Genomic DNA, 11,276 nt, shown 5'->3' with positions numbered 1-11,276 from the left:
ATTTTATTCATCAGCCCCAACAACGTGGTGACGGAGTGTTTTAAAAAACGCCAGTAACTGCGTTGGGTTGGGGTTAACGGCGTCTCGCCGAGCAGGTCTAAAAAACCCAGAAAGCCGTGCATGGGCGTTCGAATTTCGTGACTCACATTGGCAATAAATTCGGATTTCACGCGACTGGCTGCCTCCGCCTGACGCCGTGCGGTTTCTAATTCGGCATGCTGTTGTTTCAAATCTAAAACCGCGCTTTCGACCCGTGCTGCCAGATCAGAGCGCGATACGTCCAGTTCATGATGGGCTTGCGCCATCTTCATCATCAGGGTATTGAACGCGACGGCAATCCTTTGCGCCTCCCGAACACCCCGCACTGGCGCTTGGCGAAAATGGCCTAGCGTCTCTGGGAGCGACATAAAGGCCGCCAAACGGCTGATGGGTTGCGTCAGCAAGCGCAAAATCCAGAGCTGAAGCGCCGTCGTGAGCACCATGCCAAACGCCATCACCAGTAAGATGTATTGGTTGATACGCGCCAAATCGGCCTGCAACGGTGCTAAATCGAAGAGGATGGCCACATAGCCGAGTTTATTCGGGTTCTTCGGCTGGATTGACGCATCAACCGGCTGGGGAAGAGGTTGGTAGGGTGTTGCTTCGAAGGGACTCTGGCTGATCTCTGAAACGGGCGCGTAGAGGGTTAAAACCTGTTCTGTAAAGCGCGTCTGCGTCTTGACCAGCTGTGCGACTTGTTCAGGATCTAGCGCCGATAGCGCTCGTCCTTTTGAAACCAGAGGAAGGCCGTGCGGTGGAGCCACCAGAACCCCCAACACATGGGGATAGGTCGCGATCACATCGAGACGCGGCTGAATGTTCTCAGCGGTACGTTGAATCAGCGAAAACCGGCTTTCCTCCGCGAGGCGCTCCAGAATCACCCGCCCGTTGTCTGCAAGGTCATGATAAAGATATTGGGTCAGACGATTTTGTAACAAATGATGGACCCCCAAGATCAAGAGCACCATGCTCATCCCATAAGCGGCCACGAAGATTTGCTGCAAGGTTAACGGGTGAGATCGTGAGACTTTTTCCATGTCCCTGCCTTATGGCGTTGGAAAAACGGGCGTGGCTTGTTGGAGCAGCGCAGCGGGGATCTCAATGCCTAAATGTTTGGCCGTGCGCACATTCAGTGAAAGATGGCCGGATGCCGACCATTGCAAACCCACCGGGACGGGACGGTCTCGGCGATGAATAAGATAGCCTACCTGCGATCCCACACTTGCGAAGTCGGGGTAGTAGGCTAATAGAAAGCCCCGACGTACATGGGCGAGGGTATCGGAAATCACCGCGACGCGCCGATCCCACGATTGTTCCAGGATATAGGGATAGAGAACTTCGGTGTTATAGGCGATCGTATCGCGTCCAAACCAAAGAGCCATGGTTTGGGGATTAATCGATTTGAAGGTCTCGCCGAGTGCGCGCGCTACGTCCGTTGCATTCTTGACGCTAATGGATTCGATAGCGCAATTCTGCGCTTGGGCAAGCTGCTTGATCCGCTCCAACCAAGGCTGATCCCGCGCATCGTAGTAGACCACCACTTTTTCTAAATGGGGCAATAAATCTCGCAAAGCGCGCAGAGAAAGCGCAGGGTCAATCGCCAAGCTAACACCCGGTAGCTTGATTTGGCCGGGGAGCGCATCAATGCCACTGATGAAGACTGGGGAACGCCCCATCAACCGCTCTTCGTAAAAACTGAGTGGCCGTTGGCCCAGCAACAAGATCGCCTGATCTTTCCGGTTGGCGAGAAGTTGCCGAAAATCCTCGCGCGTCGCGGTGATCGGCAATCGCTGCGTTTGAATGGGTTCGCCAACCGCTTTCGTCACACCCATGATCATTTGGGTAAACGCTTCGCGAAAAGGCTCCGTGACCTCCGGGTAGATAATCAGAACCTCGCCACGCAGCGCGCCAATCCACAAGAAATAAAAAACCACGCTCAAGAAGATCGAGATCGCACGAGCACCGCCTAACGTCACTGTTGTGCACAGGCGAGAGAACCACGCCATCATAAACAAGCCCTTGATCACTAAGGGTCATTAACGCCTCATACCCTCGTCATCGCTCTCAAAAATGCGTTGTTATTGTGAAATAGTAGGTCCGTCCTGAAAGCGGGATATCGCTTGGGAAATTCTCAAGCGTCCCGGGACCCGCATCGTTCGCCTGGGTATCCAACAGATTCCGAATCTCTAAACCAACCTCCAGGTTGGGAGAAAGCGTATGCTGAACCCATGCATCCATCAGGGTGTAAGTATCCGCCTTCGTTCTGAAGGCATCTTCAACCCGCCGGTCTCGCGAGCCGACATAGCGCGCTTGTAACGTCCACTGCCACGGTTTTTGTCGGAATTGCCAGCGCATATAAGCGAGATGGTGAGGGTGGTAGCCCGTATCGGTGTCAGTTGTTTTATCAACGCTGTCTTGATAGCTGTAACCCACAGACCCTTGCGTCTGCGGCGTTAGGTCCCATTTCACTTCCAATTCACCACCTCGGTTGATTTGTCGTGCCGTATTTTGTGGAAAATTAGTTTGATCGGCTTGGGTTACGATCTGAATTTGGTCATCGGTTTTTTGATGAAAGAGATTAAGCCGCAGTAACAGATCGGGCCGTAAGCGATAATCAAAGGCTAGCTCAAGGCTGTTGACGATTTCTGGACGCAGAGTCCGGTTGCCTTTCAGGCTCGGGACCTGTTGCGCCTGGGTGTCGACTAACGAGGGCCCTCGAAAACCGCGTCCGTAGATGAGTTTTGTCGTCAAGTACGGCGAAAGCTCACCCACCAGCGCAAGGCGCGGGTTGAATTGATGGCCATAGTCTGAATAGTGGTCATAACGCAATCCGGCTGTGAGCGTCCAGCTGGGTGAAATGCGCCACTCGTCTTGCCCATATACAAACTGTAAGTCGTGGGAAAAATCGCGCGCGCCGAAGGTTAATAATGCAGGATCATTAATCACTTGCATCGAATCCCACGGAATCAGTTGATTACCACTCAGCGAGAAGTTACGTTTTTCCAAGGGAACGTGGGTTTTCCCCGACTCTATGCCAGCACCCAAGGTCACATGGTGCGATTGCACCCCCGTATAATGGTAGGTGCCTTGCAATCGGGTGGTTTTTTGTTGCGTAACACTCTCGGTCATAACACCTTCGGAAAGCCCTAATGCGCCTGGCGGTAGATAGTGAGCGTTTTTAAGGGCGGATTCATAAACTGATTGATCGAAAACGACATTGGCTTTCCAGTCATCGCCTTGAGTCTTCCAAGTATAGCGAGCCTCCACCGTCGTTAGGTCAACCCGTCCAAAGGGATCAAGCGCATTGGCGAGGCCGACGCCCATCCCAATATCTCGGCCCAGGGATGTGCGCAGCATAAAGGCGTGATGTTCATTCGTGACATTCAGCTGGGCACCCAGTAAGCCTAGAAAGGTATTTTCATGGCCAGGCGCCAGAGAGGCATTGGTCTGAAACAGGCCATCCAAGAGCGTTGCCGTATCCGCAGCGATCAACGGGCGATGGCCGTCTGTGCGTTGATAATCAATAGCGCCCACCCAATCAAAGCCTCCCCATTGACCGCCCCCTAAGGCCCGCGCCTGCTGGGTGCGCTGCGAGCCGCTGCCCAGAGTGATCTGGTTTTTTTGTGGCGCTTTCGTGCGCGTAATAATGTCAATGACCGCCGAATAGGCGTCAGCGCCATAAAGAGCAGAGCCTGGCCCGCGCATAATTTCAATGCGTTCAATGAGATCCATAGGAATTTTTCCCAAAACCGCCATCCGATCGCCAGTGGCATAATGGCTTTGGGGAATCCCATCCAACAACACCAATACATTTTGATTGTAGGAGGATTTAAAACCACGCACGGAGATAATCGGCTCTACTTGAATCGTGTTTTCTCCCAAAAAGAAGCCTGGGACGGTGCGCAACACATCGAATAGATCGTGAGCACCAAGCGCCTTGATTTGATCTGCTGTAATCACGGAAATCACCGCTGGGGCCGTTTCAACGCGCTGCGCGTGCCCTGTCGCGACCGAAACCAATACGTCGGCCACTTGATCTTTTTGATCCAGCGTTGGACCGAAAACATACTCTTCCGCACTCCAAGCGTAAAATGAACTAAAACTGAGGCTTATGGCGAACCACCGAACAGGAATGATCATATCCGCCTCCTGAGTGCGCCATGCAGCGCTTGCGATTGAGCGTTTAAAGATAACGCCGCCATCCGCTTTGGGTGCGATGCTTCAGGGTGTCGAACCATCGGCAAAGCGGATACAGCAACGTCAACATAACAAGCCAAACGCCGTAGGCAAGCGGTAACGGAAAGCCCCAACCTGCTGCAATCGGATCTTTCGCCAGCAGCGTGAGATCAAAGCCCATAGCGACCGCCACCACTCCAGCCGCCAGATGGGCAACGAAAAGATGGAAGAGATAGAAAAAGAGCGGAACACGGCCAAACAGCTTTAAAACGCCACTGAGCTTGGAGTGAGTTTGTTCAACGATGGCGAGTAATAAAAACGCACACCCCAGGGTGATCAAGAGAAAATCGAGCGAGGGCGGGTATTTCTCGACATTGAGGATCGAAAGTAATGTAAAAAGAGGGCGCGGTTGCGGTGTCCACGGATGGGGATCGCCATAGCTATTCGTCAAGCGCAGAGCCAAAAACAACACCAGGCACGCTGTACCCAAGCGCATCAAAAAAACCCGCCGTCGCGCAGGCGTCCAATCAAAAACCCCGCCTGCCACAAAGCCACTGGCCATCACAGCAACCCAAGGCATCAACGGATAGACAACCCTGCCCAGCGGCGTCATCCCTTTTCCGTGGAGGATCGGCCAGTACTCGCCCAGCGCACCCCAGGATTGCACGTCAAGGCTATCGAGAACGTGATGCCCAACGATGATCCCTAAGCTTGATATCGCAAGCAGCATAGTCGGTATCCGGACGAGGAACCCTAACAAAACCATCGACCACCCGATGGCCCAGATAACACCGAAATGAGGGTAACCGGTCCCTGGAAGCTTAAAAGTCCAGATGAAATACATCAGAGTCAGCTCCAAAAAAACCAACCAGATGCCGCGCAGCCAAAGCGCATGTGTGAGATGGGCGGGGGGTAATCGTAAGGACAAGCGTTGGGCGCTCATCCCGGCTAGGAAAATAAACACCGGCGCACTGAAATGGGTGATCCAGCGCGTTAAAAACAACGCGACCGAGGTCTGTTGAAGATCGAGAGGATCAAGCCGAAAGTCCGCTAAATAGGTTCGAGCATGATCCAACGCCATCAACACCATCGCGAGCCCGCGCACCCAGTCAATCGACTCAATGCGCGTGGCGGGGGAAAGCGCGCGCGGCAGGTTCACTGAGGAAGCGCCTTTGAAGGACGGGCTAAGGGATCATCACGCTACTTCCGTTTGTTACGGGGAAATGCGCCCTTACTGCGTGGGTTTTCAACCTCTGAGGACCCATCCTTGGCGGGATTAACTTGCTCGGTTGGCTCTGTGCTCGTAGATGGCTCGGATAAGCGATTTATCCTATTGTCCTGAACGCGCTTACGCCGACCTCTGCCGCGCCGGTGAGTGGGTTCATTCGCGGCAAGGATGGAAGAGGATTCAGCCGCGCGCGTCCACGATTTGGTTTCCCAAAGACTGGCCCCTTCCCGCTCAGCTTGTCGATCAACGATCTGACGATACTCATCCCAGGCATAACGCGGTTTTTGAACCAACATGTGAAGCAGGCTCGCCGTCAATCCCTGAATCGGCCCACTGACCGGCTGGCCATGCCCCCAGGCATAGGCGGTGCGCGCCTCGATCCCGAGCAGCAGCGCTAACTCGTTTAAGCTCACTTCAATCCCGCGTTGGGCGCGAAGCGTTTCCTGTAAATCCAGAGGATGCGCACCCGCTTTGGTGAGATCGGGATACGCATCAAGGAGCCGTAAGTGCAACTCAATGGTGCGGCTCCCAATCGGTTCATCCGGCTCACGCCGCCATTTATACCAAGCGAGCGTCGTGACGCCTAAGTACTCACAAATCCGATGCAGCTTGATGCCCAATGCTTCCAGAAAAGGATCAAGGTCCCGTCCATAAATCGGCGTCGTGTCTGAGAAAAACGGTGATGCCCGCCTCCCAGAGTCGCCGCTTGGATGCTCAGTACGCACGGCTTGGGGAAGCGCACCAACCTGCTCCGACCATAGAATGACCCGTGGGCGTTCGGTACGCAGCGTCTCTGGCATAGGGAATGCCGTCATCCGACACGGAATCACCTCATGGTGGCGACGCCATCGATCCGGCCAACTCTGAGCGACGGGCTCTCGTTTCAGAGAATCCAATCGGCGTTGGGTCATCAAACCATCGTCCACATAGTTGCTCAGGCGCGTACCGACGGCCTGCGTGGGCGTAATGCCGAGGGTGTCGGCAGCAACAGTATTGAGATACCAAATGACGCCATCGTGCGAAAGCTCAAAGGTCGGATGGGGGGCTTGTTGCAGCGCCGTATCCATCAATGCTGTCACGCGGGTGGCATCTTCCAGGGTCGCGCGCAACAGGTGTGCAAGTTGATCCAGAGAAGGCATGAGATTCAAGAGTCGTAGGGGGCAAAGTTCAAAAACGCAAAAACACTTTCTTCTCCTTTTTATACCAATTCCCGCGCTGCCTTGCTGCTTTCTTGCACCCCGCCTAGCCCTGCCTTGGGATCACCTTGCCTATTAAAAGCACTTAACTCTCTAAAAATCAGTCAGTTGACCTTATTCTAGCTTGATGGATCCCCATTGGCCTCTTGATGCCATTTCGGCCCTTATCTTACTCGAAAAAATATATATAAAATTTAATAAGATTAGAATTAGATATAAATTTGATAAATGTATTTTAATTTGAAAATTTTTATATTAAATTATTCAAAAGTTCTTAAGAGGTAAGGGCCATGTTCCATCGGTTAGTCATTCCCTTAGGGCTTCTGATCGCCACCGTCAGTTATGCCACCCCCCCGATCTATCAGGGCTATGCAGTCATCACGGAAGCCCCACAGGCGATTGATCTCGATCAGACCGTCTACAAAACGATTAAGGGCCGGACGGTGCTGGAAGGGCTGTTGGGGATCTTGCAGGGGAGCGGTTATCAGCTGGCCGCCGAGAGGGCGGCTGACCCGGAGATTCACCGGCTGTATGGCCAACCCTATCCGGAAAGCCAACGCACCGTGGGACCGCAGGCGTTGAAAGCGGTCCTGGAACGGTTAGCGGGACCAGCTTGGCTCTTGGTCGTCGATCCGGTCAATCGATTAGTCAGTTTTGAAGTGCGGCCGACCTTTCAGCCCGGCATTGTGTTGGACAACGCCACGGCGGGACGCTTCGAGAGCGGGTCTTTGGCGGCCGTAAAATCGAGTCGCGCACCATGAACGCCGCTCGCACCCTGACGACGGCGGTGGCGGTGGCGCTCTTGAGCAACTGTGCGGTGCTCACCCCGCCGACGGCGACTAACCTGCACCGCTCTCCCTATCCCGAACGGGACTTAACGACGCCCTGGGCGGTGCGGACCTATTGGTCGCATCCGGATGGGGTGTTACTGAGCCAAGCGACGGCGCCGCGCAAGGCCGTTCTGGAGGATGCGGTATCGCCGCCACCGCCACCCACTGCGCCCACGGTGCAGCCCAGGTTCTGGCCGCGCGATGCGCAGGTGAGCGCCAGCACCTCGCACCTGAAACGCAACGGGCGTTTGGCGAAGCGCGCCAAAGCGCCGCCGCGGCTGCCGGAACCGCCGGTAGCTCCCCCTGCGCCCCTCACACCCCCGGTGAACGATGCGCTCACGCGCGTAACGCCGCCAGAACCCACCGTCTGCTTTGGAGATCGCTGCTAGTGCGCCCCTGGCTCCCCCTGGCGCTGGTGAGTGCGCTGATCCCGCTCGGTGTCGACGCCGAACCGGCCCGGATCGAGCCGACGACAATTGAACACACGGCGCTCGGCCCCGCCAGCGATCAAGAGCTGGCTGATCATTGGGACTTGACCTTGCCGGAAGTGCAACGCTATCAGACCTTTATGGTGGTGGAGGGGCGGTATTTTTATCAACACCTTGATCCGGTGATGGTGCTGGGCTTAATCGAAACCGACCCCACGCAACGGGCGCGCTATGCCGAAAAATATCTGCTCGCCGAGCGCCACCGGATCGCGCAACAGACGGGCTTTGCGCAACTCGTCGCCAGCGTGCAACTCCGACGCTTTGGACTGGAAGCGCCGGTGGATTTTTCCAAACTCCCGCAAGCGGCGAATGCGCCGGACTATTGGGCAGCACGCGCCCAGCGAGACGGCTCGGACGCCACGGTGGCGCGCACGTCCGATCCCGCCACGCCCCCCACGCCCCCGCCGACGCCGCAAGCGGGCGATGCGGTGGATCTTCTCATCACGCCGACCTGTCACGCGCCCTGCCATGCCAAATTAAGCGCGCTGTTAGCCCTTCCCGGCGTGCGCGTGCGGGTGTATGGCCGAGGTTTTACCGATCCCCACGCGCTCACCACCTGGCTTGCACAGTGGCCCGGCGCCGGATTAGACCCGGCTGCGAAGGCGGCGGCCACGGCTCGGATCGAGCCGCGCCGTTACGATCCGGTGATCTTTGATGGCTATGCCTTAACGCCGCCGCTCGCACTCCTCCGGCGCCAGGGCGTGGTCATTGGCACGCTGTAATGCGCCCTGTGCGCAACGTGGGGGTATTGATGAGCTTTTTAAGCCTCCTTTTGCTCATCGGTTGCTCGGAGCGACCCGATCGTCGCCGGGCGGCCGCCGCGTCAGCACCGCAGGAATTCACCGAAACGCGCACCCCGGTCTCGCACTTTCGCACGGCTTATCCGGAAAGCCGCCAAGCCGTGACCGGCGATTTAAGCGCGGGTGTACCCGCCGCGGCGCTCAGTCCCCTCAGTTCGCAGCGGCGGGAAGCCTTAACGCCGCTCATTGACGCGCTGGCCTTAAGCGAAAACATCGATCCCCTCTTGGTCCATGCCGTGATTTCCCAAGAATCGCGCTACAACCCGCGCGCCCTGTCGCCGGTGGGCGCCGGGGGCCTCATGCAGATGATGCCGGGAACCGCCGCCCGATTTGGCCTCACGTCGGCCGAGCGGTTCGAGCCGCATAAAAACATCCGCGCCGGGATTCGGTACTTAAAAGTCCTGACGCGGCTTTTTGGCGGCCATCTCGATCTCATCCTGGCCGGTTATAATGCCGGGGAAGGCGCGGTTTTAAAGTACGGCCGTCAAATTCCGCCGTACAAAGAAACGCAGCAGTATGTACGCCGGGTGAAAGGGTATTACGCGCTCTATCGTGAACAAGCACGTCATCGACAACTGCGCACGATGATGGCGCAGGTCGAGGAAAGCCGTCGCCGGGTGCGCGCGCCCACCCGCCAAAACGGACGGAGCGATTCGATCACGTCCGAACGCGCGACGGGGGCGGAATCGCCATGAGACGCGCGACGGCCGGCTTCGCTCTCGCGCTGCTGACCGCAGGTCCGGGCGCGCACGCGCAAGAGGCCCCACTGCTGTATCGCCAAATCGCGGCGCGCTATCAGCTGTCGGCGGCGGCGTTGTATCAACTGGCGCTTCAGCGCGCGGGGCGGCAATCCCGCTTTGCGCCGACCCCGATCCCGTGGCCGTGGACCGTGCGACGGTGCGCGCAGGCGCTCTGTGAAACCGTCTATCCGGCCGATCGCGCGGCGATGGCCGCCACGGTGGCGACCGGCCAAGCCGCGGGTTTGCGGATCTACGTCGGTCCCTTAGGGTTAGCGCTGCACAGCGTTCCGGGCCTGCCCCCCCAGGCGATCACCTCGCCGCGCGTGACCTTAAATGAGGCCGCGCGCCAGTTGGCGATGGCGCTCGCCGCACGCCGCCTCAATGCCGCCGACGCACGCCCTGCGTCTTCGGTCGGGGAGACCCGCACCGACATCGCCTCTTCCCGTCGTTCCAGGGCTTCTACGGCGCGCGCCCAGCGCTGGGCGCCGTTGGTGGATCGTATTGCCACCGAAGAAGGGCTTGATCCGCGTCTGGTGCACGCCATCGTGGCCGCGGAATCGGCCTATAACGCCGCCGCCGTCTCACCCAAGAACGCGGTGGGACTCATGCAGTTGATTCCGGCGACGGCGGAGCGCTTTGGCTTGCCGCGCGACCAACGCCACGATCCGGAGGCGAATTTGCGCGCGGGCAGTCGCTACCTCAAATGGCTCTTGGCCTATTTCGACAACGATCTCGCCTTAGCCGTCGCGGGCTACAACGCCGGTGAAGGCGCGGTGAATCGCTACGGTCGCCGCATTCCACCCTACCCGGAAACGCAAACCTACGTGCGTCGGGTTCGTCACTTCATGGCCCACTCTGTCGGAGGTTGATATGACCTTTTTGTTGTCCCGGCGGTTTCGGCAGGCTTTCTTCAGCCCACGCCTGTTCCTCATCGGCAGTTTGGTGCTGGTCACCCCCTGGGCGACGGCACAGGACCTCACGCAGCGGCAAGCCATCGCCGCGATCATTCAGGAGTTGGACTATCTCATCGAGCACGGCGAGCGGTTAGCCCATCGCCATGCCGGGGATCGTGCGCCGATTCGCTTCAACTATGGCGCGTTTCTCGCGCAATTGCGGACCACGCGCGAGCGGGCCAGCGCGTATCTCAATGAAACCCATCAAACCGTCCTGACCAGCCCGCCCGCCCCGGTGACGGATTCGCTCACGGTGCGCCGCTAAATGATGAGTTTCTTGGAAGGGCTGCTGCCATTGCCCCGCGTGGATGTGGCCTCGTTAAGCGATGTGTTGATGGCCTTTAAAGCCGCCACGTCTTTAGAAGCGCCCCATTTTGCCGGTGCTTTGTTTGCCGCCTGTCTCGCCCTGGGCGGCGCTTTGGTTTTGGCCTGGGTCTTCCAGGTCAGTGCGAACGCCGCGCAGGGAGCGTTTCTCCAGGCGCCGCGCGTGTTGCTGCTCATCGGAGCGGCGTTTGTCGTCTTGCTCTTAACTCTTGGAGTTTTTTACCAATGACTTCCTTCTCGCTTACCACCCTCGGCGATCAGTGCGTGACGGCGTATCGCAAACAACCGGTCCTGGTGTTTTTGCTCGCTCTGACTGTGCTGTTGCTGCTCATGCCGGATCTCGCGTTGGCGGCGGATAGCTCGTCGTTTTCGCTCGATAAAATTCTGCCCAGTTCCTTAAAAGATTAGGAGTTACGCAGTTGGATCTGATGGAGTAAAAGGACGGAATGAATCCAGCGAAAGTGACCGATGAAGATTACATCCAGTTTTTGCTTGCGACGCC

13 protein-coding genes are annotated in these 11,276 nt (G+C 57.3%); 8 read left to right on the top strand and 5 right to left on the bottom strand.

All coding sequences use genetic code 11. The features are described from left to right. The 5 genes from BN873_RS11190 to BN873_RS11170 form a co-directional block, all read right to left on the bottom strand. The coding region (locus BN873_RS11190; RefSeq protein WP_277921595.1) for a histidine kinase dimerization/phospho-acceptor domain-containing protein at positions 1–1,076 on the bottom strand (1,076 nt) is incomplete at its 3' end. A 9-nt stretch (positions 1,077–1,085) separates the two neighbouring features. After that, entirely contained in the window at positions 1,086–2,048 is a 963-nt protein-coding gene (locus tag BN873_RS11185) for an ABC transporter substrate binding protein (RefSeq protein ID WP_139031692.1), read from the bottom strand. Positions 2,049–2,103: 55 nt separating this feature from the next. Further along, positions 2,104–4,179, bottom strand: a complete 2,076-nt coding sequence (locus tag BN873_RS11180; RefSeq protein ID WP_048673679.1) for a TonB-dependent receptor plug domain-containing protein — start codon at positions 4,177–4,179, stop codon at positions 2,104–2,106. A 43-nt stretch (positions 4,180–4,222) separates the two neighbouring features. Beyond that, the gene (locus BN873_RS11175; protein ID WP_048673678.1) at positions 4,223–5,374 is read right to left on the bottom strand and encodes an acetyltransferase domain-containing protein; all 1,152 of its coding nucleotides are present in this window, start codon (positions 5,372–5,374) and stop codon (positions 4,223–4,225) included. A 41-nt stretch (positions 5,375–5,415) separates the two neighbouring features. Then, positions 5,416–6,582: a PAS domain-containing protein gene (locus BN873_RS11170; protein WP_048673677.1), complete on the bottom strand. Its 1,167-nt coding sequence runs from the start codon at positions 6,580–6,582 to the stop codon at positions 5,416–5,418. A gap of 347 nt (positions 6,583–6,929) precedes the next feature. Between BN873_RS11170 and BN873_RS11165 the strand changes: the two genes are divergently transcribed. Genes BN873_RS11165 through BN873_RS11130 form a run of 8 tightly spaced genes read left to right on the top strand, consistent with a single transcriptional unit; the run spans position 6,930 to position 11,182 of the window. Next, positions 6,930–7,400, top strand: a complete 471-nt coding sequence (locus BN873_RS11165; protein WP_048673676.1) for a hypothetical protein — start codon at positions 6,930–6,932, stop codon at positions 7,398–7,400. Further along, positions 7,397–7,858 (top strand): hypothetical protein, encoded by a 462-nt coding sequence (locus BN873_RS11160; RefSeq protein ID WP_048673675.1) that lies wholly within the window; start codon positions 7,397–7,399, stop codon positions 7,856–7,858. The genes BN873_RS11165 and BN873_RS11160 overlap by 4 nt, the downstream gene beginning before the upstream one ends. Further along, a complete protein-coding gene (locus tag BN873_RS11155; protein ID WP_048673674.1) occupies positions 7,858–8,679 on the top strand; it encodes a hypothetical protein in 822 nt (273 codons plus the stop codon). Before BN873_RS11160 ends, BN873_RS11155 begins: the two co-directional genes overlap by 1 nt. A 29-nt stretch (positions 8,680–8,708) precedes the next feature. Further along, positions 8,709–9,452: a lytic transglycosylase domain-containing protein gene (locus BN873_RS18800; RefSeq protein WP_242434417.1), complete on the top strand. Its 744-nt coding sequence runs from the start codon at positions 8,709–8,711 to the stop codon at positions 9,450–9,452. Beyond that, entirely contained in the window at positions 9,449–10,366 is a 918-nt protein-coding gene (locus BN873_RS18795) for a lytic transglycosylase domain-containing protein (protein WP_053085305.1), read from the top strand. Before BN873_RS18800 ends, BN873_RS18795 begins: the two co-directional genes overlap by 4 nt. Before the next feature lies 1 nt (position 10,367). Further along, positions 10,368–10,715, top strand: a complete 348-nt coding sequence (locus BN873_RS11140) for a hypothetical protein (protein WP_048673673.1) — start codon at positions 10,368–10,370, stop codon at positions 10,713–10,715. Beyond that, complete coding sequence (locus BN873_RS11135) at positions 10,716–11,003, top strand: hypothetical protein (protein ID WP_048673672.1); 288 nt, start codon at positions 10,716–10,718, stop codon at positions 11,001–11,003. It abuts the gene before it with no gap. Then, complete coding sequence (locus BN873_RS11130; RefSeq protein WP_048673671.1) at positions 11,000–11,182, top strand: hypothetical protein; 183 nt, start codon at positions 11,000–11,002, stop codon at positions 11,180–11,182. The genes BN873_RS11135 and BN873_RS11130 overlap by 4 nt, the downstream gene beginning before the upstream one ends. The last annotated feature ends 94 nt before the right edge of the window (positions 11,183–11,276 follow it).

This window comes from Candidatus Competibacter denitrificans Run_A_D11 (assembly GCF_001051235.1).
GTDB classification, from domain to species: Bacteria; Pseudomonadota; Gammaproteobacteria; order Competibacterales; family Competibacteraceae; genus Competibacter_A; species Competibacter_A denitrificans.
This window is presented reverse-complemented; position numbering and strand designations above follow the sequence as displayed.

What these genes read in the sequence shown, in the direction of transcription:
- BN873_RS11185 (WP_139031692.1), bottom strand. Translation starts at nt 2,048, where the DNA reads ATGATGGCGTGGTTCTCTCGCCTGTGCACAACAGTGACGTTAGGCGGT.
- BN873_RS11180 (WP_048673679.1), bottom strand. Translation starts at nt 4,179, where the DNA reads ATGATCATTCCTGTTCGGTGGTTCGCCATAAGCCTCAGTTTTAGTTCA.
- BN873_RS11170 (WP_048673677.1), bottom strand. Translation starts at nt 6,582, where the DNA reads ATGCCTTCTCTGGATCAACTTGCACACCTGTTGCGCGCGACCCTGGAA.
- BN873_RS11165 (WP_048673676.1), top strand. Translation starts at nt 6,930, where the DNA reads ATGTTCCATCGGTTAGTCATTCCCTTAGGGCTTCTGATCGCCACCGTC.
- BN873_RS11160 (WP_048673675.1), top strand. Translation starts at nt 7,397, where the DNA reads ATGAACGCCGCTCGCACCCTGACGACGGCGGTGGCGGTGGCGCTCTTG.
- BN873_RS18800 (WP_242434417.1), top strand. Translation starts at nt 8,709, where the DNA reads ATGAGCTTTTTAAGCCTCCTTTTGCTCATCGGTTGCTCGGAGCGACCC.
- BN873_RS18795 (WP_053085305.1), top strand. Translation starts at nt 9,449, where the DNA reads ATGAGACGCGCGACGGCCGGCTTCGCTCTCGCGCTGCTGACCGCAGGT.
- BN873_RS11140 (WP_048673673.1), top strand. Translation starts at nt 10,368, where the DNA reads ATGACCTTTTTGTTGTCCCGGCGGTTTCGGCAGGCTTTCTTCAGCCCA.
- BN873_RS11135 (WP_048673672.1), top strand. Translation starts at nt 10,716, where the DNA reads ATGATGAGTTTCTTGGAAGGGCTGCTGCCATTGCCCCGCGTGGATGTG.
- BN873_RS11130 (WP_048673671.1), top strand. Translation starts at nt 11,000, where the DNA reads ATGACTTCCTTCTCGCTTACCACCCTCGGCGATCAGTGCGTGACGGCG.